This window comes from Mesotoga sp. BH458_6_3_2_1 (genome assembly GCF_003664995.1).
Taxonomy (GTDB): domain Bacteria; phylum Thermotogota; class Thermotogae; order Petrotogales; family Kosmotogaceae; genus Mesotoga.
The window spans coordinates 255,304-278,394 of sequence record NZ_JFHL01000002.1; the positions used below are offsets into that span (position 1 = coordinate 255,304).

The window sequence follows — 23,091 nt, forward strand, 5'->3', positions numbered from 1 at the left end:
TCATGAGGAGGATTTATGGCCAGGAAAGATAAGCTGACTTTGGCTCAGAAAGAACAAAGGACTGCCTACAAACTGCTTGTTCCAGCTCTGTTGATCTTAGCGGCTGTTGCATTTTATCCATTGTTTCAGGTCTTCTATACCAGTCTTACTGACAAGGTGTTTGCTTCCGGAACTGACGAGGCACCGAAGTTCATAGGTATTGAGAACTATAAGAGTCTTCTCGGACTTACTATTCAGGAGTTGCCGCCTATTATGGATGAAACGACAGGAGATCCCTTGGTTGACGAAGCAACCGGAGTGACTATGTATGAAAGAGCAATAAGAGTTCTGCCAAGAAGTCCGGTCAGATATAGAGAGTGGTTTCAGTTTTCATTCCTCGGACGGCGGTATGTAGTGGGTGCGAGAGACCCCGAGTTCATGAAGGCTATCTGGAATACACTTGTATTCACCGTTATCTCGGTCTTTCTCGAGACTATTCTAGGACTTGGGGTAGCACTAGTAGTGAACAGCAATTTCAAAGGGAAAGGTTTAATGAGGGCAACCATGCTTGTCCCATGGGCCGTAATAACAGTTGTCTCCGCGAGGATATGGGAGTGGATGCTTCAGCCGACGAGGGCAGGTCTCTTCAATATGGTCCTGAGCAGGCTGGGTTGGGGTGATGGAGGGCTCTCATTTCTGAGCATGCCGACTTTACAAATGCCTACTCTAATTGCCGTTGACGTCTGGAAAACAACCCCTTTCATGGCACTGCTGATTCTTGCGGGCCTACAACTCATTCCAAAAGAGCTATACGAAGCAGGGAGAGTTGATGGAGCAAATAGATTGAGACAGTTCTTCTCCATTACTATGCCTCTTCTGAAACCTACGCTTGCCGTTGCACTTATCTTCAGAACACTTGATGCATTGAGAGTGTTCGATGTTTTCCAGGTACTTATGGGAAACCGAATGTATTCAATGGCTTCCTATAACTACTATCAATTGATTGGCAACAGGAATATGGGTCTTGCCTCTGCAATAGGTGTGATCATCTTCTTTGTAATTGGAATCTTTGCAGTTCTGTACATGAGGCTTATGGGAGTTGATAAAGAATGAAGAAGAATAGATCGCTTTGGTTGGTGGGTAAGATCGCGTTCTGGATACTTATTATATTTATCTTCTTCTACATGCTCTTCCCCTTCTACTGGGCAGTGAATTCATCGCTGAAGTCCGAGGCTCAGCTCCAGATGACTCCGGCGACTCTTTTGCCCGTTGACAGGAATGGGAAGTTTGCTCCAACGCTTCAGAATTACGTCGCAATTTTCAATGACGGAACCTTTGTCAGAGCATTGTGGAACAGCACTATTGTCGCGGGTCTTACTACAGTTCTAGCATTAGGGGTAGGATCGTTCGCAGCCTATGCGATGGGCAAGCTAAGGTTCAAAGGAAAGAGACTAACTCTGTATCTCATACTGTCTCTCACAATGTTTCCCCAGATTACAGTACTTTCAGGATTGTATGCAGTTATTACAACACTCAACCTAGGGGCAAGAATGAGCTTAATCCTCTCATATATGATATTTACGTTGCCCTTCACAACTTGGGTCCTCACTGCCTTCTTCAAGGAGCTACCGACGGAGATTATGCAGTCAGCATGGGTTGACGGTGCTACACCTTTTCAGACTTTCTATATGATATTGTTGCCTCTGACTGCTCCTGCACTTGTTACAGCTGGTTTACTTGCGTTCATTGCAGCATGGAACGAGTATATTTTCGCTCTCACTTTTACTACTATTGCGCCAGAAGCAAGGACGATACCAGTCGCCATTTCACTGTTCACAGGATCGGTTTCAAGGCAAGTGCCATTTGGGGAGATCATGGCCGGAGCTGTCATAGTAACAGTTCCTGTGGTCGCTCTTGTTTTCATCTTTCAAAGAAGAATAGTGCAGGGTTTGACTGCGGGCGCCGTGAAGGGCTAAAAAAATTTGTTAAGGAAGATACCGTAGGTGGTCTGATGATAACAGGAGGTGATCTGAAGGGTTTTGGAAGTAGATTAGGTTTTCAGAGAAGATGGTTCTCAAGAAGTTTGTTTAAAGGAGGGGTATTATGAAGAAAGTTCTATTGGCTTTTATGGTAGCGTTATTCGCCCTGGTTGCAGTTTCAGAGACAATTATCACTGTTGCGGCAGGGGCCGTTGGTCAGGAGCTTGAACTGACAAAGAAAGCAGCGGAAAGATACATGGAGATTCATCCCGATGTGACTGTGAGAGTTCTGGACACACCAGACATGGTCCAGGATAGACTCGGACTCTATCTTCAATTTCTGGAAGCAAGAAGTTCCGAGATCGATGTCTATCAAGTAGATGTTATATGGCCGGGTGATCTTGCCCAGCATTTTGTCGATCTTTACGAGTATAACGCCGACAAGGTTGTATCTATGCATTTCCCTGCAATAGTTGAAAACAACACTGTTGATGGAAAGCTCGTTGCCATACCATGGTTCACAGATGCGGGTCTTCTTTACTATCGAACTGATCTTCTTGAGAAGTATGGGCTTAACCCACCGACTACGTGGGACGAACTCGAAGAAGCATCGAAAATTATCCAGGAAGGCGAAAGGAAGACAAATCCAGATTTTTGGGGATTTGTGTGGCAGGGTAATGCTTACGAAGGTTTGACATGCGATGCGCTTGAATGGCTCGCATCAAATGATGCAGGATCAATTATCAGCCCTGATAAGAAGATCACAATAGCAAACGCCAATGCAGTCGAGATTCTTGAAAAGGTAGCTGGTTGGGTTGGAACCATCTCCCCCAGCGGAGTCTTGACTTTCGCTGAGGAGGATGCCAGAGCGGTTTGGCAAACTGGAAACGCTGCCTTCATGAGAAATTGGCCTTATGCATACAGTCTAAGTAAGGGCGAGGACAGCGCCGTCGCGGGCAAGTTCGATGTCTCTCCTCTTCCGGCAGGGAAGAGTGGGAACGGAGCCGCTACGCTCGGTGGTTGGCAGCTTTCAGTAAGCAAGTACAGTAACAATCCCGAAATTGCGGCGGATTTCGCATTGTTCATGGCCGGTTACGAAATGCAGAAGATGAGAGCTGTTGAAGGTTCCTTTAATCCTACGATTGAAGCTCTTTACGCAGACTACGAAGTGCTTGAAGCGAATCCATTCTTTGGCTCGCTTTATTACGTATTTACAAACGCTGTCGCTAGACCATCAACAGCAACTGCTCCGCGATATAATGAAGTATCTACTCTGTTTTTCAAGGCCGTTCACAGTGTCCTTTCCGGAACAGCGGATGCACAGAACGCACTTGAAGAGCTTGCCCTCGATCTCGAAGATTTGACTGGATTCGAGGTCGTCTGGGGATTCTAGACAGATTTTTGCTCAGAGAGGCTGGTCCCTTCGTGGGGCCAGCGTCTCCCCCTAATTAAGTAAGAGAAGGTGTGAAATGAAGAATGCGCAAGTAATGGAAAAAAAGCTGAAAGATTATGAACCTTTTGCTGAAAAGAGCTTGATTGAGAGCATTCATGAGCTTTCCGGAGATCTTCGTGGACTGAGGGTCCTGCATATCAACGCGACTTCTTTCGGTGGCGGAGTAGCTGAGATTCTTCACACTTTGATTCCCCTCATGAAAGACTGCGGACTAAAGGTTGACTGGAAGGTAATTGACGCCCCTTCGAATTTCTTCGACCTGAGTAAGAGGATGCACAACGCGCTTCAGGGAAAGGAAGATTCTCTCTCAGATGAAGACAAGAGACTCTTCGAAAGTGTGGAAGAGGAGAACGCTCGCTTAATCAAACCAGACGAATACGATATTGTGGTCATCCATGACCCGCAGCCCGTTGGTCTGCCTTCCTTTGCAGACTTCGGTCACTGTAAACTAGTCTGGAGGTGTCATATAGATACGTCTTCACCCAACCAGACCTTCTGGGATTATCTAAACTCCTTCCTGTCTCAATATGATGCAGGAATCTTCACTCTCAAGAGCTACGCAAAAGACGGAATTTCTATCGATAGAATCTATGAGATTCCACCTTCAATCGACCCGTTGAGTAACAAGAACAGAGATCTTTCCGATATTGAGATGAGGCAGGCGTTGAAGAAGCTGGGAATTTCGAATAAGGAGTCGGTGATCACTCAAGTATCTAGATTCGACCCCTGGAAGGACCCGATTGGTGTTGTCGATGTTTATAGAAAGTTGAAGAGGAAGTTTGAGGATATTAAGCTTCTTCTAATTGGATCTATGGCTTCAGATGATCCTGAGGGATGGAAAATCTATGAAGATTTGCTGAGGTATATTGGCATGGATTATGATGTCAAGGTCTTGTCGAACTTCCAGGGAATTGGTGATATAGAGGTGAATGCAGCGCAGAGAGTCAGCAAAGCAGTTATTCAAAAATCGCTTCGAGAGGGTTTTGCTCTAACTATGAGCGAAGCTATGTGGAAGAAGACACCTGTTGTAGGAGGTAATGTGGGTGGGATCCCTCTTCAGGTACATCATGGAGTAAACGGATATCTTGTGGAAAGTGTGGAAGAGACTGTCGAGTGTACACGAAGGATACTTGAGAACCCTAGTCGTGCAGCAGAAATGGGCGCAAAGGGTTTCGAGATTGTGAAAAAGGACTTTCTCAGTACGAGACACCTTTATCAGTATCTTCAGCTCTTCCGAGATCTGGTGAGTTGAGAAAGCTCGCTAGCAGTCTATTTGTGCAAAGGACAGCTTCGTATCAGAGAAGCTTCTTTGCCTTTCTTCTTGCGAGATTCTCGTACATGGGCAAACCATGTAGATAGAGATTCGGAGCTTCGCCCTGTATTAGTGGTAGTGCATATGATTTGAACTCCTCAGTAACGTAGAATCCGTCCTCTGAGATGAATTCTCTGGGGAGGTTTTTTGTTCCGTTAGCAACCCTCTCCAAATCAACTGTGGAGTATCTCTTTAGATAAGGCCTATCGCTTAATCGGAGAATTGAGACCATTACTCCACTTCTGCCTCTTAGCGCCTCCCTGACTGCCAGTGCTCCTACCTCGACTGCTTCTTGCCAATCAATCAAGCTTGCGATGTGTCTTGAAGATCTCTGAAGATAGTCCGGAAGAGCGAGATGCACTTTGCAATTCAAGGAATCTCGAATTGTTTTTTCGAGGTACTGTCCTATCTTCCCGAGCTGTACATTTCCGAAGGCATCGTAGTATCCGGCAGTAGAAATGTATGATCCATCGGATCTCTTCAGGGCCTCTGATGCGACGATCGAACAATAGCCCTCCTTCTTGATTACATCTTCTACTTTCTCAATAAAAGAATCTTCTTTGAAAGGCACTTCCGGAAGAAGTATAATCTGCGGACCATGGAGTCTGTCGCTACTTGCAAGCGAACCAGAAGCGGCAAGCCAGCCAGAATGTCGTCCCATCGATTCCATAATAAAGACCTTTGTGGAATCACTGTACATTGATCTCAGGTCTCTCGTCGCCTCCATTATTGAGATCGCAGTAAATCTTGCAGCGGAGCCATATCCAGGACAATGATCGGTTTCCAAAAGATCATTATCGACAGTCTTGGGTATTCCTATCACCTGTAGTGGAAAGCCTCTCTCTCTCGCTCTAAGATGAATCTTGTGAGCCGTGTCCATTGAATCATTTCCACCGTTATAGAAGAAGTAACGAATGGAATGAGCGTCGAAGACTCTGAACAATCTGTCAAAATCCTCATCGCTTTCGATTCTCGTTCTGCAGGAGCCGAATATGGCACCCGGAGTGTAGGGAATCTTGTCTATCTCACTTCGTGTTTCTCCTGTCAAGTCAATGAGGTTCTCGTTGAGGATACCTTTGATACCGTTTATCCCTGCAAATACGCTGTCGATTTCTTCACTCTCAAGCGCTGCGACAAGAGTTCCATAGGCGGATGCATTAATTACAGAAGTTACGCCACCTGACTGCGCATAAACCGCATTATTCAATAGTCCCACCCCCAAATGAATATACCATAATGCGAGATCAACAGCCACAAAAAAACAGACGCCCTAAGGCGTCTGTGAAAATCAACGACTTCTTATCAGCAGGCTTCAGTAATAGTTGGCACCGTCTCCGAAGCATTACCCCAAATTGTTATGACGTTTTCCATTGAGTACAGAGTATTCTCTACACCAGAGTAACCTGGTTTTTCATCGAGGTTGCATACAATTACGTTCTTGGATTTCTCAACTTCGAGAATCGGCATTCCGTATATGGGAGTGCCTTCGGCCGTATTAGCAGAAGGGTTAACAACATCGCACGCACCAATCACGATCGTTAAGTCGGTGTTTTCAAACTCGGGGTTTATCGTATCCATATCGTACAACTTGTCATAATCAATACCCACTTCCGCAAGCAAGACATTCATATGTCCAGGCATTCTTCCGGCCACTGGATGTATTCCAATCTTGACTTGCTTTCCAGCCTTCTCCATACAGTCAATAAGATCCTTGACTTTGCCCTGCGCCTGTGCTACTGCCATTCCATATCCAGGCACTATTATCACTTTCTTTGCTTTGGAAATTATGGAAGGCAAGTCTTCGTCGACCTTCTCATCTCTTCTGCCAGTCGGTGAAGAAGATTTACCGATCAGCGCGCTTATTCCAGGCACCGTCTCCGAAGCATTACCCCAAATTGTTATGACGTTTTCCATTGAGTACAGAGTATTCTCTACACCAGAGTAACCTGGTTTTTCATCGAGGTTGCATACAATTACGTTCTTGGATTTCTCAACTTCGAGAATCGGCATTCCGTATATGGGAGTGCCTTCGGCCGTATTAGCAGAAGGGTTAACAACATCGCACGCACCAATCACGATCGTTAAGTCGGTGTTTTCAAACTCCGGGTTTATCGTATCCATATCGTACAACTTGTCATAATCAATACCCACTTCCGCAAGCAAGACATTCATATGTCCAGGCATTCTTCCGGCCACTGGATGTATTCCAATCTTGACTTGCTTTCCAGCCTTCTCCATACAGTCAATAAGATCCTTGACTTTGCCCTGCGCCTGTGCTACTGCCATTCCATATCCAGGCACTATTATCACTTTCTTGGACAAGTTTATGATTTTTCCCATATCCGTGCCCCGCGTTTTCTTTTCATGGACTTCTTCAAGGCTATTTGAGACGTGCGTAAGATTCTCCGCCTTCTTTGAGTTAGAAACCGTGGTCATTCCAGTCAGTACGGCACTTAGGCTCCTGTTCATTGCCCTGCACATTATCCTTGTCAGAATCAGACCTGAGACTCCAACAACTGCCCCTACTCCTACGAGAAGAGGGTCCTCAACAGCGAACCCGGTTATCGAGGCAGCCACGCCGGAAAAAGAGTTAAGCAGAGAGATTACTACGGGCATGTCTGCCCCCCCAACTCTAAGAGCCATTATTACTCCATAGACTGCCGCGATTACAATAAGGAGAATAACCCAAACCGTATAAATTCCTGTTATGAAGGTGCTTAGCAAGACTAATACAGCAGCTATTAAGAGAAGTATTTGCTGTAACTTACCGCTCTCGTCAAGGTTGACAGGTTTTCCCGAAATGATACCCTGCAACTTCATCGCTGCAACCATACTTCCTGTGAAAGTCAATACACCAACGGACAATGCTAAAGAAGCCGTTAACCACAAGTACCAGCTTGCACCGCTAACAAACAGACTGCTTCCAGCAATTGCAACTAGCGCCGAGGCAACGCCACCGAATCCATTCAGCATTCCAACCATTTGTGGCATCTGAATCATTTTGACTACATGACCGAGTGACACACCGGCAAAGCCTCCGATAACTAACCAAAGCCATAGGGATGCATTCCCCATGCCGCCGTAGGCAATTATTGTGTATATTATCGCGGCGCCCATAAAGGCAGCTCCAATCCGATTGCCAAGAAGAGCTGTCTTTGGAGACTGCATCAATCGGATCTGAAGGATGAACCCAACTATGAATATTGCTGCAATGATAATAACACTCATTTGTTCTTTCTCCTAACACTAGAATCGAACATCTTCAGCATACGATCGGTTACCCAGAATCCTCCAACAACATTGATCATTGCTAAGACAAGAGCAGCTCCACTAAGAAATTGGACGATTCCCGAATCAACAGTTGCAAAGACAGCGATTGCACCCAGAATGGTAATACCCGACAATGCATTCATACCCGACATAAGAGGAGTATGAAGAAGCGAGGGTACTGAAGATATTATCCTGTAACCTAGTATGGCACAGGCGACCAGGAAAATTATCAAAGCAAAGAGCATAGAAATCCTCCTCTTATTCAACAGTAGAAATTATTCTTTTATCTCTCCCATTGCCAACAAAGCACCGTGATGAACAATTGATCCCGCACGAGTGACAAGTGTCTCTTTCACAATCTGATCATCAGAGTCGGCATCGATCTTTCCATCTTTCACCAGGTTGTCAACGAAGTGCCAGATATTGCTTGAAAACATCCTTGTCGAGTCTATTGATAGTGTGGCCGGAATGTTGAGCATTCCAATCAACCAAACTGAATTGTAATCATATTCCTTACCTTCTTCTGTAAGCTCGCAATTGCCTCCCTGATCGATAGCGATGTCAACAATCACAGAGCCCTTTTTCATGGAAGTGACCATTGGTTCAGTTACTAGAATGGGCGCAACCTCTCCTGGAATTAGTGCAGAAAGGACCAGGATGTCGCAAGACTGCAAATGCTTTGATAGGATCTCTCTTTCCTTCTCGTACCACTCTTTTGGGAGCCTTTTAGCATATCCACCTTTTCCCATGGCTAGTTCCTGCGGGACGTCGAATGGAATTACTTCGACGCCAAGTGACTTTGCCTGAGCAGCTGCTTCCGGTCTAATATCAAGTGCCTTAACCTTTGCCCCCAATCTCTTGGCAGTTGCAATTGCCTGAAGACCGGCCACTCCTACGCCAACAACAACCACTTCAGAAGGAGGTATCATTCCTGCTGAAGTAGGCATCATGGGAATGAATTTCTTGATTCTGTTTGCACCAAAGATAACTGATTTGTAGCCCGCCACTGTACTCATCGAAGTCAGTGCGTCCATGGACTGAGCCTTTGATATTCTCGGAATACTGTCCAGGGTGAAACTTGTGATCTCTCTTTCAGCCAGAATTCTTATGGCCTTGTGATTTACATCATGTGCAGGGTGCAAGAATGCAACAATTGTTGCTCCGCGATTGATTAACTCGGCCTCGTGTTTTCCGATTGAATTGTTGAACTGCGGTTCTTTGACTTTTAGAATCAAGTTCGCTCTTGAATAGACTTCTTGCGCAGTACTGACTACTTCAGCACCGACGGCTGAATAATCGCTATCAAAGAAAAAAGCCCCCTCTCCGGCTCCACTTTCAATGACAAACCTGGCACCGTTTTCAACAAACTTCTTTGCAACATCAGGAGTCACTGCAACACGGAGCTCGCCTGCAAGAATCTCCTTTGGAACACCAATCGTTAGTCCTGAAAACTTCATTCAGAATTCCTCCTTAACAGTGTTTGATTAAAGCACAGCCTCATTATACAATGGAGCTCGAAGAATCGAAACGACCGAATTCCGCCACGGGAACTCGATAAGGGCCAGATATTTGCATGTAGGTGCTTTTCCTTCGTGCTTACAAAACAATATTTGACGATGGAGTGCTTTCTTGATTGTTGCTATCGAAATTCTTGACTCAAAATTCCCACAAGAGTTGGTCTATCTTACTGTTATCGTGAAGGTAGTTGTGGCTTCACCGCCTTTGAGATCATTTGCACTCAACATCACTGTGCTTGATCCAAGAGCTTCAGGAATGAAGGAATATATGCTTCCGGTCAACACTCCGGGTCCGTAGATCAGTTCATACCTGAGATAGTCTCCGTCTGGGTCGTTGCTGAACTGTCTCAGGTCAAGCCTTAGAGTCCTTGAGACTATTGTGGTTTGATCGGGTACGCTGAATTCCGGTGGCCTGTTTGTATCCGTAACAAGCAGGTCGAAAGAAGCGTTTGCCGTGCCTCCTCTGCCGTCCGAAGTACTTACGACAATTGTGTAGAAACCGTAATCCTCGTAACCCGGTTCAATTATCAGTCTGCTCCCTTCAATTGAACCCATTCCTTGAACTATTTCAAATGAAAGATTGTCGTTGTCAGGATCGGACGAGTATTCGTCTAGATCGACAACAAGTCTAGAACCTTCTGCTATCGTAAACCCTGGTATGCTTAAGACCGGGAGCCTGTTGCTCTCCCTGACATCGATTCTCAACGTCGTTCTTGTCGATCCTCCCTTCCCATCGCTCACTGAAATAACCGCTTCGTAATCTCCTGCGCTCCCATAGTCTGTGTCGAAAGTATAGGTTCTTCCCTGAATTGTCCCCGGACCTGAAACCAGGGAGTAGCTAAGTGGATCATTATCAGGATCAGAAGCGTGATCTGAAAGGTTAATCGTTAACCTTTCTCCCTCAGAAATCCGTCTCGGAAGAATCGAGATCGTTGGTGGGTTGTTTGTTTGACTCACATTGAGGATTGCCGTTTTGTCGATCGATCCGCCATTCCCATCTGAGGCTCTTATGGTCGCTGAGTATCTTCCCGGATCGGATGATTGGAAAGTATACTGACCACCGGCAATTCTTCCGGAGCCGCTGACAAGCTGGTACGAAAGCAAATCTCCGTCAGGATCAGAGAAGTAATTGGCGAGATCGAGCGTCAGTTGTACATCAACTTCAACCGTTGTCTCGGGAATGTTCGAAGCTACTGGCGGTCTGTTCCTCGTAGAAATGCTTATTTGAAAGCTTTCTTCGAGAGTATTCTTACCGTCTGAAATCTCCAGAACGACGGTCTTGGAGCCTGAATCATTTTCAGGGCTTGCATATGAGTAAAGTGATCTCTCTACCTCACCAGGACCCGAGGTAATTGCTATCGTGAGCGGATCATTTTCCGGGTCTTTTATGAAGCTTCGCAGATCAAGCACAAACAGACTGCCTTGCTCCAAGGTTTGATCGGGGATATTTGCGGTCGGCGAAAGATTCATGGTATCGATTGTAGTAAGAGATGTGGAAGAATCTGTGGCGTCTGTTGCAGTTGTATCTGCATCGGTTAGCTCGGTTTGTGCAGATTCGGAAGAAAGTTCCGTAGTAGTCATGGCGAAAGCTTCATTCAATATTGCAAATGTCGAATCAATACTCCCGCCGCGTCCATCCGAAACAGTTATGGTAATCTTCTCCTCGGTTCTTGTACTGAGGTCAGGTCTGTAGGTATAGTAACTTCCGATTATCTGTCCGTTTCCCATTGTTAGCGAATAGGTCAAGCTATCGAGATCTGGATCATTTGCATACTCATCGAGGTCCAGGGAGACCGTTTCGTCTTCCGCAATTATCTGGTCAGGTATGGACAATTCAGGAGTCCGATTGACTTCTCTGACAGTTACAACGAACGAAGAATCTGCCATCTGTTCCTTCTGATCGGCTACAGATACTGTAACTGCGTGTTTCCCAGACTGCTGAAAACTAGGAGAAAACGTATAGAAATTGTCCTTGACTTCTCCCGGTCCTTCTAACTTTCTATATACGAGAGAACCAACCTTCTCATCGCTAGAGTATTCATGCAAATCTATTGAAAGAGTGTCACCCTCGTTAACTATCATATCGGGGATACTTATTACAGGGGGTTTGTTAAGCATATCAGGGAGCAGTCGAATTGCAAAAACGACAACTACCACGACCATCAACAATGCCCAGAAGAACCATTTTCTCATACCGCATAACCTCCATAAGGACCATAATAATCAATTCTATTATAGTCTTATTCATGTATCATGCCAAAATGGTTTGCTCTTTTGTCATGTGTCCCAAGATCTTCTAAAAAAAGAAATTCGGGGTTTCATTTGTTTTTGAGCTTTGGACTGTGTAGCTATTCCTTCGCTTCTCTGTGGGTAAATTTTAACCTAATATCTGGCATAAGAGATAATCAATATGCTAGAATCTATTTGATAGAAAAATCACAATCTAATTTCTTCTGGCTAAATGACCGAAGATTTTGAATGGAGGTGCTGTTAGGTGCCCGTGACAATTACAATTAACGGCAAAGACTATTCAGTAAAGGAAAATCAGAGTATTTTAGATGCTTGCCGCGAAGCTGGAATAAGTATTCCAACTCTCTGTTATCATCCTGCCCTCTCGGTTGTTGGATCTTGCAGAGTCTGCGTCGTTGAGGTTGAGGGAGCTCGTAATCTCTCACCGGCTTGTGCAACCCAGGTCGCTGACGGAATGAGAATCAAGACTAATTCCGAAAGAGTGAACAAAGCCGTAAGATTCAACCTGGGTCTTCTGCTTTCAAATCACCCCAATGAATGTATGACCTGTGATGCAAATGGTAGATGTGAGTTTCAAGATCTGATATATCAGTATGATGTAAAAGACATGTTCCCAAAAACGCTCAGAAATGTGCCTTACGATGTTTCGAGCCCTTCTCTTTTTAGAGACATGAATAAGTGCATTGACTGTGGAAGATGCGTAAGAGCTTGTGACGAACTTCAGGGTCTATCGATCTTATCGCCTGTAAACAGAGGATACCATGTTCTCCCATTGCCTGCTCTAGGAGCCCCAATAGCTGCGACGGATTGTATCAATTGTGGACAGTGCTCGGCCGTATGCCCAGTGGGAGCTATTACCGAGAGGATGGAATTCAGGGATGTAGTTTCTGAGCTTAAGAGACACGATAAGGTTCTCATTGCGCAGACCGCCCCTTCTGTTAGGGTCGCTTTGGCTGAAGAGTTTGGAGAACTTCCCGGCACTGTGAGCACTGGCAAGATGGTTGCTGCTCTTAGAAAGCTAGGATTCGACTATGTGTTTGACACAAACTTTTCTGCAGATCTAACAATTATGGAAGAAGGATCGGAGCTTCTTGAAAGAGTGAAGGAAGGGGGCAAGTTCCCTATGTTCACTTCTTGCTGTCCTGGATGGGTCAACATGATGGAGAAACTGTATCCTGAATTCACCGAAAACCTCTCAACTGCAAAGTCTCCTCAGGAGATGTTGAGTGCGCTTGTCAAGACATTCTTTGCGGAGAAGATCGGAAAGAAACCTGAAGACATTTATCTGGTTTCGATAATGCCTTGCACCGCTAAGAAGGACGAGAAAGGAAGAGAAACCCTAGAGGTTAGAGGTGCCCAGTCTACCGATGCTGTTCTGGTCACTAGAGAACTTGGAAAGCTGATCAAGATGAACAAGATACCATTCGAGTCACTTGAAGAGGAAGAGTATGACAATCCACTCGGAATCTCTACCGGTGCTGCGGTAATCTTTGGTGCCACAGGCGGTGTTATGGAAGCCGCTTTGAGGACTGCATACGAGCTTCATACGGGAGAAGAGCTCCCAAAACTTGATTTCGATTTCGCTCGCGGATTTGACGGTGTGAAGGAAGCCGAAATCGACATGAAGGGCACCAAAGTCAAAGTGGCCGTAGTTCACGGGGGAAGCAACGTAGTTAAGTTGATGGACAAAATACGTTCAGGAGAGGCATTCTACCATTTTGTCGAAGTAATGGCCTGCCCTGGAGGTTGTATCGGTGGTGGGGGTCAGCCAAAATCAAGCGAGCCCGGCTACCTACAAAAGAGAATGGAAGCAATCTATAGCATTGATAAATCTTCCAAGATCAGAAAGTCTCATGAAAATCCAGCTATTCTCAAGCTTTATGAAGAATACCTGGGAAAGCCTCTTGGACATCTATCTCATGAGCTTCTCCACACTCACTATAGAGACAACAGCAAGAGTGTGATTCAAAGAAAGAAGGAGCTTGAAGAGATAGCAAAAGGTTGATTCTGCGATTGAAATTAATAGAATACTGAGGGGCTTGCAGCCCCTCTTCTTCTTAACCTTCCCTTTTGAGCAACGTAATGAAGACGGCAAATGGTGTTTTGAAAAGGCACTTCAGATCCAAAATTAATGATCTGTGTTTTACGTAATATAGATCAAAAGCGGTTTTTATTCTGTACTCTTCTAGAGTAGTAGTGTACTTGTAATTGATTTGGGCCCAGCCTGTGAGCCCCGGTTTTACGAGAAGCCTCAGCGAGTAATTCTCAATATTCTCCATTCCAAGCTTGTGAAAGGAAGGTAACTCCGGCCTTGGACCGACCAGACTCATGTCTCCCCTAATAATGTTTATTATCTGTGGAAGCTCATCGAGCCTCAGGGGTCTCAGAAATCTACCCAACTTGGTGATTTGCTCCTTACCATCTTCTGTCTTGAAGGTTCTGAATTTGTACATTCCAAATTTGTCACAGTTCTTTCCGATTCTCGTTTGACAGATGAAGATAGGTCTACCCCCAGTAAAAAGTGAGATGAACGCAACTATTCCAATAACTGGACCTAAGATAAGAAGCATAAGAGTGGCAAAAACCACATCCAGAATTCTCTTTAGCCTGTCATATGCTTTGGTGGTTTGTATTGGTTCTTTCGTGACAAGCATGAACATGTCTATCACAAAGGTCGTTCTCACCAATCTGTAAAGGAAGAAATACCTGAAAAGCGTTACCACGATCGCCGGCAGGGCAACAAACGGACAAATGAAGATTGTGATGAGAGCCACCAAACAAGCAATAAAGGCGGATCCAAGGGCCGACGCCTTCTGTTTCTCTGGATCGGATAAAGTAATTCCCTCGTAACCGCGCATAGAAAAGCTAATTAGAACACTCACGCCCAAAGCTGCGAAAAACGCATAAAAACCGTTCAATAAGAGCGGCAAAGCTAAGGCAAAATCCAGCAAATACCAAAGGCTGCTCATCGTTATATTCTCTCATCTTTGCCATGATATTTGAACATACAATTTCACAGAATATTGAATTTTGATTGCGGATTTGAGGTATTATGGAACTTAGGAGGACCACAGTGAAAAAACTATACCTTAGTGATCTTCATATTGGTGATGGGACCTTGAAAGATGATTTCAAGTTTGATTCCGATCTTGTGGAACTGATATCGAGTTCGAAGGAGAAGGAATTCAGCGAAATCGTAATTGTTGGGGATGGTCTTGAGCTTCTGACTTCAGAATTTGTCAAAAGCAGAGGGCTGTTGCCTTTTGAAGAGCTTCTTAAAGAGGTTGACGAGTCTATTCTTGAAGTAATTGAAAGGAAGCATGAGGAAGTCTTTAAAGCGTTTAGAGACTTCAGTGAGAGGGGTCGATTAGTTTACGTAGTGGGAAACCACGATTCACTTTTACTTTTCAGCAGTAAGCTCAGAATTAGGCTCAAGGAAATGCTTGGAGATACTGGAAAAGTTGAAATTGTGCCCTACTATCTTGACAGAGAGTTTAAGACCATAGCTTTACATGGCAATCAATATGATATTGTGAATAGATTCTTCAGGGACAGGAGAACTGGGGAACTCTTGCAGCCGTTCGGGGATTTTATGGCCCGTTTCATGATGAAGAACTTCGATAGTTATCTTCTGAGAACAGAGCTTCCAGAGCAAGCCGTAAGAGATTATCAGAATATTCACCCGACTCTTGATGTTTTCGAATGGTTCGATTACATAAGGAGGGTCTACGATGTCGATTCAGATCTTCAGGAAGAATGGTCGAGACAGTTCCTTCTTCTCTTGAAGAGTAATGAGGCTGAGCGATGGATAGACGCAAATTGGCCGGTGCTAAAGGTAATTGAAGGACTCTTCGTCAACAAACACGGAGGAATGAAACTTGGGGGTCTGATGGTACGGTTGGTTATGGCCTTCAGGAAGTTCAAGAAAACGGATAATCTTTACAGGCAGGGAAGAAGATTGCTTGGAGCGGAAGGAAAGAAAGGCTTCCACAAAGCCATGAACAACGATTATTTTCTTATGTATGGTGATGGAGCTCCTCCTATCGTTCCAGGTGAACTGAAGGGAGTCATCATGGGTCATAATCACCGCCACGTATTAAGGATGATTTCTAGCAACGGAGAAGAGAAATTCTATGCCAACACCGGCACATGGAAACCCGTTGTAGAAATTATCGACGATGATCCCAGAAATGGTTTTGCACGGAGAATCGAACTGGGATACATTACCATAGAAATGATTTCGAACGAATTTCTCGTTCAATCTAAGCATATAAAGAAGCTCAGTGGGCTACGGCTTTCCGAAGATACGATAGAGATGAATTCAGAGGGATCCGTATCGCACGAAATTGGACTACGAGTCTGAGGAGGTATCCACTTTGCACTATTACAAAGGTTCTACAATAGTGCCGATAATCATAACCCTGCTGCTTGTGATAGTTGCGGCAGTTGTAGCAGCTTTTTTCCTCTGGCCCGTTCCGGAACCAAAGATACTGATTTCAAATGTATCACCCGTTCCCAAGAATGCGGAGAGAATTCAGTATACTGAGAAGGTTATACTCAGGTGGGAAGCGGTATATGAACGTCCCCGGCACGGTCTTCTGGCCGAGGTTTTCGCCGGAAAGGACAAAAGCACCCTCAAGAGACTGGCTCTCGATCTTCAGGGAGAGCTAACGTCTTCGACAGAGGGCATATTCTCTTTCTCTCACGAGTTTGAAGTGGATCCTCACTCTCAGTATTGGTGGAAGGTAAGGCTCTACACAGAGGGTGGAAAATCGGCAGAAAGTGAGATCTGGACTTTCGTCTTGATGAATACATATCCCCAACGACCTGAACTCCTTCCTCCGGGTAGTGATCTCGGGAACGTACCGCTAAAAGATCTGATTCTCAACTGGAATTCATCTGATCCCGATGGAGACAAGCTGGTTTATGACGTCTTTTTCGGGAGAGAACCCAGACTTGACGAGAAAGACATATTGATTATGGGAGCTGAGAAATCGACAGTAGACGTCTCTTCTCTCAAGAGACTGGATTACTCAACGAAATACTACTGGAAGGTAGTTGCCAGAGATCCATTTGGAGGTGAATCCGTTTCTTATACGGAAAGCTTCACTACTCAAATGAGGGCAGACCTGCCGGCTGTTACTCCAGACAACCCGAGAAGCGGTGCCAGTGATTTCGATGTGAGCATAGGGAGTCTCTCCTGGAAGACTTCTCTTCCCTTGGAATACTATCTTGATGAGCTGTACTTTGACGTCTATCTGGCGGAAGGTCAATCGAGACACTCAATGATAGGGACTACCAACTCTACTGAAATCCCAGTTCCTTCTCTCAAAGGTCATACCACATACAGCTGGTTCATCGTGGTAAGGGATTCAGCTGGCAAGGAAAAGAAGAGTGAAGAGTGGATCTTCAGGACTTCGAACAGAGCACCCATAATTGAGATGGAATATCCCTCTGTTCCTCCCGGCCAGGCCTCGGTCCCAGTTACCTGGAGTGTAAACGATCCTGACGGAGACATCGTTACAAGTGAGGTCTTTTTCGGACAGGAAGGGGAAGAGCCAATGAGAATCGCTTCGGGAAGAATGACATCGGTTTTCCTTTCGGCTCTCGATGAAGGAACACGTTACAGGCTTCTCATTAGTGCCAGTGATACCAATGAGGGTAGAACGGAGAGAGAGATCATAATTTCACCTGGGAATGAACCACCTTCTGTCTCTGCTGAACACCCGGTTTCTCTGGAACAAGTTGAACCGTCGCTTGTTGCTTTCAAATGGTCTGGAGAGGACCCGGATGGTGATTCCATCCAATATGAGCTTCACCTGCAATCAAGAGACGATTCAAGAATCATCGAATCTATAGATTCTCAAGAATATTTTGCAAGAGAACTGAAGGCGAATGAAGATTATCGCTGGTTTGTTCTTGCGATTGATTCGAAAGGTGGTTTCTCCAGAAGTGAAGATGCAACTTTTAGCACAGGAGATAAGTCTCTTGCGTTGACACTTCCAATAGCACCCAAACCTGGAGTGGAGGAAGTCGCTATTTCAAATGCTGTCTTCAGTTGGGAAATCGATGGAAATAGCGAAGGACTATCATACAGATTTACGCTTGCGACTGACGATCAGATGAACAACATAGTGTTTGAACAGGTACTAACTCAAACAAATCTGGAGTTGACTCAGGATCTGCTCGGTAACAAGGAGTATTTCTGGAGAGTAGATGTTATAAGAGAAGATTCGGAGATGCAGGGAGAAATCTGGTCCTTCAGAAGCGAAAATCTTCCACCGAAAGTACCTGAGCTACAATTCCCGGTTGATGGAGCTTCAGAAGTATCAACAAGAAATCTGACACTTAGATGGGAATCCAGTGATTCTGACGGGGATATAGTTTCAGCAAAGGTTTATTTGAGAGAGCCGGACGGTATCGAGAGAGAATACATTGCCTCGGGTAACTCATACACAGTAGAGAATCTGGAACCCGGGCGCCGTTATGAGTGGGCGATAGAGGTTACAGACGACGGAGGAAAGAGTACCTTGAGCTCATATTATTCGTTTATTACAGGAAATCAGAAACCGGTCATTAAGCTGAGTCAGCCTTCTAGGATGTTCCTTGAAGGCGTGATAACACCGCTGGTGATCGAATGGAAGTTGGACGATCCCGAAGGCGAGGATCTCGATGTGGAAGTCTTTATGAATACTTCCGAAGAATCGCTAGGCTCGCCTGTGGCACGAGGTAGAAACCTGCAGAGATATGTAATAGAGGATCTCGTTTCTGGCAAGGATTATCTCCTGACAGTTGCTGCAGAAGACCCTGGAGGAGAAAGAAATACGCTTGAAATCCCCATAAAGACAAGAGTCTCGGGGCTCATTTACGAATATCCGATCGAAGGATTCTACGAAGAAGATAGGGATTTCTCTTGGTCATACTTACAGGAAAACTCCGGATACGTTTTCAGACTTTACGATTCAGACTTCAGTCCACTGGTTAGGAAAGCCATTCAGAACAACACTTACAAACCCGAGTTGACTCTCGAGGATGGCAAGCAGTATTATTGGGCTGTCTCAGTCCTGAGGGACAATGATGAATATGCGGGCGAGGTTGTTGCTTTCATATCTGGACGCCCTTACATCGTGGAACTTGACAGTCCGGAGAATGATGCAATAGTGCCTGCTTCAGGCACAGTACTTAGATGGAGTTTGGAAGGTGATATTGGTACTATTAGACAGAAAGAACTGTACTTTGGAGAGCCCGGCAGTCTTTCGCGGCATACTCCTGTGGGCGACAGCTTCGAGACAGGAAGACTACTTTCAGGAAGAAAATACGAATGGTATGTTCAGTTAACCGATGATAACGGTGTTACCACAAGGAGCGATACTTATGGATTTGTTGTCGATAACAGTCCCCCTGAAATATCCCTGATTAGTCCAGTCGATGGAGGAACGGTTATCCAGTCTTACGTTGACCTTGTCTGGTCTTCCTATGACCCAGATGGTGATCAGTTGACGTACTCGGTTTACTTTGGCACGGGCCCTGAACTGGAACTATACAGAGAATCTATGCAGACAAATCAGATTAGAATATCCGGTCTGTTAATCGATGAGACTTATCGCTGGTATATTGTAGCGTCAGACGAAAAGAACTCAGTTACTTCCCAAATGAGAACCTTCTATGCCATAAGCAGACAGGTTAATCTTGAGACCGTATCTCCGGTTTCTGGGTCAACTTCCGATATTTCGCCCGTTTTCACCTGGCGAGCTGATGGTATGAACGGCGGAGAGTACAGAGTATTTCTTGGCGAGTCCCAGTCGCAGATGTCTCTTTTGGGAACGACGACTGACAACTCGCTACGATATCAAGGTCAGCTTGAGAACGACAAAGCTTATTACTGGAGAGTCGAGTTATGGCGTGATGGAAGACTCCTATCGTCAACGACTGCTAGCCAGTTCATTACGAGATCTTCTGAGGTAACCACCTCAGTAGAAGATAGGGACGTAGCTGTTCTCTATTTCGGTGGGGCTTTCAATATCGTCTCTCTTAGCAGCGCGGGCCTCGAGATCGTTGAAATTCCTTACCAGTACGATGGAGGAGTTCCCCCGATAATGAACGGCAATGTCCTTTATGTTATTGATGAAACGGGAAGGTTGTCCGCTATTGATACCAGTTTTGGTAGAGCGGAAGTAGTCGGCACTCTCTTGACTGACACTACTCCAGAAAAGATGGTTTTCGAGGGAGGCTATTTGTGGATTCTAGATACCAAGAGTGCTGGAGCTGTTATAAGAGTCTCCCTTAACAGGAGCGGAATTCCCGAAAGTATTGACAGTGTCTATAGGGACTGGACTACACCGGTTGATTTGTTCGTGACAAAGGATCTTTCAAGAATTTATCTGGCCGACGCGCTTTCAGGAATAAAGATTCTTGAGAAAGATGGAGCAAGATATGTTGATCGTACTTCAAGCTTCTCTGTGTCTCTCGAAGGATATTCGAGAGCAGTTGCCGAAAAAGATGGTGTTGTCTTTTCTGGAGAGGCGGGAATGGACGGTGGACTAAAGCTTATAGACGCCGAAGAGTCTTTTAAGAGCAATGTCGGTAGATACTACATTGTATTGAGAATAGAGGTTTCAGGGAGCCTGCTTTATGCGTCGACAGATAAGGGAGTTGCGATTGTCGACATTAGAGATCCATCATCGCCTGTTGTTCTGAGGGATCTGGAACTTACTCAGGTCGATGAGATTTCGGTTTCGGGAAAGCTACTGGTCGTGAAGTCAGGAAGCAGCATGTTGATCTACGACTTAGAAAGACCCAACGATCCAGTTTTACTGGAGAGCAGGAATGAATAGTCTCACAATAGGAGGTGGATTATGAGAAAGTATTTTGCAGTGCTTCTAGTCGCGGCCTTGTCAGTACTGATCTTTGCTGCCAGCGACAAAGTTTTGGTAATGGCAATTGAAACCGAACCAGTTGGGTTCGATCCTACACTTGTAACTGCTTTTGCATCTCACAGGGTGCTGGAGAATGTTTACGACGGTCTTCTCAAGTATGATGAGAACATGAACCTTGTTCCGAATCTTGCAAAGGATTTCGAAGTTGTCGATCCTTATACCATAGTCTTCGAAATAAGAGAAGGAGTGAAATTTCATAATGGAGAGACTCTGACTGTCGAAGACGTTTTGTTCACATTTGAAAGGATAAGAGATCCTGAAGTGAAGGCTCCCGCAGCAAGTTATTACGGTGAAGTAGAATCAATAAGATCTTTCGAAGGAAATAGGGTTGAGTTCAAGTTGAAAATTCCCATGGCATCTTCTCTTCTTCCAAATTTTGCAGGAGTCAACAGCTCAATCCTTTCCAAGAGTTTCGTCCAGTCTGGAGCAAATCTCCAGCTTGTAACTAATGGAACTGGACCATTTTATGTGGAAGAGTTTGTAGCCGGCAATTACATCTCACTGAAGAAGAATTCCGACTATTTTGTTGAAGGACTCCCGCATCTTGATGGGATAAAGATGATGATAATGCCAGAAGAGGTTACAAGAGTATCTGCTCTAAGAAATGGAGATGTTGATCTCGCTAAGATAGGCGAACCACTAAGTTTGAACCAGTTGTCGACGGATAGATTCAAGATATTTAGAACACCAGTTCTAAGTTATTATCTACTGGGCTTCAATACAACAAGAGGCGCCCTAAGCAAGCCGGAAGTGAGAAATGCCCTAAATTACGCTATAAACAGGCAGATGATTGTCAAGGCAGTCGCTTTTGACGAGGCAACTGTGACTGGCCCGCTGAATCCGGAACTGGATTTCTGGGCAATCCAGCCCGACCAGTTTGATGAGTACACTTACAATCCCGAAAAGGCCAGGCGGTTGCTTACAGATGCAGGTTATCCAAATGGTTTTGAATTTGAGATCGTAGCTGCTCAGAGGTATAATTTTGATAAAGTTGCACAGGTAATTCAGGCTCAGCTGGCCGAGGTCGGTGTTACTGCCAAGATCAATATAGTAGAATGGGGGATCTTTATCAGCAAATGGAGAGAAAGCGACTTTGATTCATTCATTTCTATGAACAGTGGCTCTATAGACCCGGACATTCAGTTCAACAGGACTTTCAGAACTGGAGGATCCACAAATGTATTTCTTTACAGTAATACTGAGGTAGACGAACTGCTCGACAGCGGAAGAAGTGAGTCCGACCTTAACAGCCGACGTCTAATTTATGAAGAACTTCAGAAAAAGCTTGTTGAAGACTCTCCAATGATTTTCTTATACTCAGCAAATACTATATTCGCTTCCAATGATTCAGTCGAGGGATTCAGATCTTTGGCGAATGAAAGCCTTATCTTCTTAAGAGAGACATCTAAGAAGTAGCAAGAGGAAGAAGAGTGGAGTTCGGATACGTTTTCAGGAGGCTGCTTTCAGCCGTCCCAACAGTGCTTTTAGTAACATTCATGGTTTTTATAGCAATTCACATAGTCCCGGGTGATGTGGTGGATATCATGTTGGGAACTCAGAATTATCTTACTGAAAGCCAAATTGAAGAGCTCTATTCGGAATACGGGCTTGACAAGCCGCTTATTGTTCAGTATGGAATCTGGGTCAAGAATCTTTTCACTTTTAATTTGGGGACCTCTCTGAGAACTGGAAGACCTGTAACCGAACTTATAAGAGAAAGATTCCCAATAACTCTCGAGTTGGCCATTTTGTCCTTAAGTTTCGCACTTCTGTTTGGGATTCCAATGGGAATAGTATCTGCAACAAAGCGGAACGGCTTTCTCGACAACTTCGTTAGGGTAATTGGTCTGATAGGCCTGTCGTCCCCATCCTTCTGGGTGGGGGCGATTTTGATCGTGCTTTTTTCCGGCGCCTTTCAAGATTTCAATCTCTTTGGCTACGTCAGGCCGGGAGTCGATCTCCTTTCGAATCTCCAAGTTATGTTTCTTCCCTCACTCACAATGGGGTTGATGGTCGCAGCGCAGATTCTAAGGATTACCCGAACTTCGATGTTGGACGTACTTAATCAGGATTACGTAAGGACTGCAAAAGCCAAGGGAGTGAGTACAAGAAATGTGATCCTTAAGCATTCTTTGAGAAATGCGCTTATTCCGGTTGTGACGCTTTCCGGCATTCAGCTAGGTTATCTTCTTGGGGGTACAATAGTTATCGAAAATATGTTTGCCCTTCCCGGGATGGGAAGGTTGCTCTTGCAGGTGGTTAATGAAAGAGACTATCCCGTTGTTCAGGGAATTGTCCTTTTTATCGGAATCTTGATCGTTTTGTTGAACATAGTGGTGGACATAATATACACACTAATCGACCCTCGCGTCGAACTGCGGTAGGGTGAACGACT

The 23,091-nt window shown here is 45.0% G+C and carries 15 protein-coding genes; 9 read left to right on the forward strand and 6 right to left on the reverse strand.

The window, feature by feature from the left end; translation table 11 throughout:
• Window positions 1-15 precede the first annotated feature (15 nt).
• From Y697_RS01545 to Y697_RS01560, 4 genes are all read left to right on the forward strand, one after another.
• Window positions 16-1,092 (forward strand): carbohydrate ABC transporter permease, encoded by a 1,077-nt coding sequence (locus Y697_RS01545; RefSeq protein WP_121549948.1) that lies wholly within the window; start codon window positions 16-18, stop codon window positions 1,090-1,092.
• Window positions 1,089-1,955, forward strand: a complete 867-nt coding sequence (locus Y697_RS01550; RefSeq protein ID WP_121549949.1) for a carbohydrate ABC transporter permease — start codon at window positions 1,089-1,091, stop codon at window positions 1,953-1,955. Before Y697_RS01545 ends, Y697_RS01550 begins: the two co-directional genes overlap by 4 nt.
• A 127-nt stretch (window positions 1,956-2,082) precedes the next feature.
• The gene (locus tag Y697_RS01555; RefSeq protein WP_121549950.1) at window positions 2,083-3,351 is read left to right on the forward strand and encodes an ABC transporter substrate-binding protein; all 1,269 of its coding nucleotides are present in this window, start codon (window positions 2,083-2,085) and stop codon (window positions 3,349-3,351) included.
• Window positions 3,352-3,427: 76 nt separating this feature from the next.
• Complete coding sequence (locus tag Y697_RS01560) at window positions 3,428-4,663, forward strand: glycosyltransferase (protein WP_121549951.1); 1,236 nt, start codon at window positions 3,428-3,430, stop codon at window positions 4,661-4,663.
• Between the two features lie 43 nt (window positions 4,664-4,706).
• Here the strand turns inward: Y697_RS01560 and Y697_RS01565 are convergent, their stop codons facing one another.
• The 5 genes from Y697_RS01565 to Y697_RS01585 all read right to left on the reverse strand — a co-directional run bounded on the left by Y697_RS01565 (window position 4,707) and on the right by Y697_RS01585 (window position 11,703).
• Entirely contained in the window at window positions 4,707-5,930 is a 1,224-nt protein-coding gene (locus Y697_RS01565; RefSeq protein ID WP_121549952.1) for a 6-phosphofructokinase, read from the reverse strand.
• A 95-nt stretch (window positions 5,931-6,025) separates the two neighbouring features.
• Window positions 6,026-7,951, reverse strand: a complete 1,926-nt coding sequence (locus tag Y697_RS01570) for an NAD(P)(+) transhydrogenase (Re/Si-specific) subunit beta (protein WP_121549953.1) — start codon at window positions 7,949-7,951, stop codon at window positions 6,026-6,028.
• Window positions 7,948-8,238, reverse strand: coding sequence for an NAD(P) transhydrogenase subunit alpha (locus Y697_RS01575; RefSeq protein ID WP_183083678.1), 291 nt, complete (start codon window positions 8,236-8,238; stop codon window positions 7,948-7,950). Before Y697_RS01575 ends, Y697_RS01570 begins: the two co-directional genes overlap by 4 nt.
• 30 nt (window positions 8,239-8,268) lie before the next feature.
• On the reverse strand, window positions 8,269-9,450 hold the full coding sequence (locus Y697_RS01580) for an NAD(P) transhydrogenase subunit alpha (RefSeq protein WP_121549954.1): 1,182 nt from the start codon (window positions 9,448-9,450) through the stop codon (window positions 8,269-8,271).
• A 222-nt stretch (window positions 9,451-9,672) separates the two neighbouring features.
• Entirely contained in the window at window positions 9,673-11,703 is a 2,031-nt protein-coding gene (locus Y697_RS01585; protein ID WP_121549955.1) for an Ig-like domain-containing protein, read from the reverse strand.
• Between the two features lie 301 nt (window positions 11,704-12,004).
• Between Y697_RS01585 and Y697_RS01590 the strand changes: the two genes are divergently transcribed.
• Window positions 12,005-13,765 (forward strand): NADH-dependent [FeFe] hydrogenase, group A6, encoded by a 1,761-nt coding sequence (locus Y697_RS01590; protein WP_121549956.1) that lies wholly within the window; start codon window positions 12,005-12,007, stop codon window positions 13,763-13,765.
• Between the two features lie 52 nt (window positions 13,766-13,817).
• Here Y697_RS01590 and Y697_RS01595 read toward each other — a convergent pair whose 3' ends face one another.
• Window positions 13,818-14,729, reverse strand: a complete 912-nt coding sequence (locus Y697_RS01595; RefSeq protein WP_121549957.1) for a sugar transferase — start codon at window positions 14,727-14,729, stop codon at window positions 13,818-13,820.
• Window positions 14,730-14,833: 104 nt separating this feature from the next.
• Here Y697_RS01595 and Y697_RS01600 point away from each other — a divergent pair, with 104 nt between their 5' ends.
• Genes Y697_RS01600 through Y697_RS01615 form a run of 4 tightly spaced genes read left to right on the forward strand, consistent with a single transcriptional unit; the run spans window position 14,834 to window position 23,080 of the window.
• The gene (locus tag Y697_RS01600) at window positions 14,834-16,123 is read left to right on the forward strand and encodes a hypothetical protein (protein ID WP_121549958.1); all 1,290 of its coding nucleotides are present in this window, start codon (window positions 14,834-14,836) and stop codon (window positions 16,121-16,123) included.
• Between the two features lie 13 nt (window positions 16,124-16,136).
• On the forward strand, window positions 16,137-20,594 hold the full coding sequence (locus tag Y697_RS01605) for a fibronectin type III domain-containing protein (protein ID WP_121549959.1): 4,458 nt from the start codon (window positions 16,137-16,139) through the stop codon (window positions 20,592-20,594).
• A 21-nt stretch (window positions 20,595-20,615) separates the two neighbouring features.
• Window positions 20,616-22,112, forward strand: a complete 1,497-nt coding sequence (locus tag Y697_RS01610) for an ABC transporter substrate-binding protein (protein WP_121549960.1) — start codon at window positions 20,616-20,618, stop codon at window positions 22,110-22,112.
• Window positions 22,113-22,126: 14 nt separating this feature from the next.
• Complete coding sequence (locus Y697_RS01615) at window positions 22,127-23,080, forward strand: ABC transporter permease (protein WP_121549961.1); 954 nt, start codon at window positions 22,127-22,129, stop codon at window positions 23,078-23,080.
• The last annotated feature ends 11 nt before the right edge of the window (window positions 23,081-23,091 follow it).

What these genes read in the sequence shown, in the direction of transcription:
- Y697_RS01570 (WP_121549953.1), bottom strand. Translation starts at nt 7,951, where the DNA reads ATGAGTGTTATTATCATTGCAGCAATATTCATAGTTGGGTTCATCCTT.
- Y697_RS01550 (WP_121549949.1), top strand. Translation starts at nt 1,089, where the DNA reads ATGAAGAAGAATAGATCGCTTTGGTTGGTGGGTAAGATCGCGTTCTGG.
- Y697_RS01555 (WP_121549950.1), top strand. Translation starts at nt 2,083, where the DNA reads ATGAAGAAAGTTCTATTGGCTTTTATGGTAGCGTTATTCGCCCTGGTT.
- Y697_RS01595 (WP_121549957.1), bottom strand. Translation starts at nt 14,729, where the DNA reads ATGAGCAGCCTTTGGTATTTGCTGGATTTTGCCTTAGCTTTGCCGCTC.
- Y697_RS01545 (WP_121549948.1), top strand. Translation starts at nt 16, where the DNA reads ATGGCCAGGAAAGATAAGCTGACTTTGGCTCAGAAAGAACAAAGGACT.
- Y697_RS01580 (WP_121549954.1), bottom strand. Translation starts at nt 9,450, where the DNA reads ATGAAGTTTTCAGGACTAACGATTGGTGTTCCAAAGGAGATTCTTGCA.
- Y697_RS01560 (WP_121549951.1), top strand. Translation starts at nt 3,428, where the DNA reads ATGAAGAATGCGCAAGTAATGGAAAAAAAGCTGAAAGATTATGAACCT.
- Y697_RS01575 (WP_183083678.1), bottom strand. Translation starts at nt 8,238, where the DNA reads ATGCTCTTTGCTTTGATAATTTTCCTGGTCGCCTGTGCCATACTAGGT.
- Y697_RS01610 (WP_121549960.1), top strand. Translation starts at nt 20,616, where the DNA reads ATGAGAAAGTATTTTGCAGTGCTTCTAGTCGCGGCCTTGTCAGTACTG.
- Y697_RS01585 (WP_121549955.1), bottom strand. Translation starts at nt 11,703, where the DNA reads ATGAGAAAATGGTTCTTCTGGGCATTGTTGATGGTCGTGGTAGTTGTC.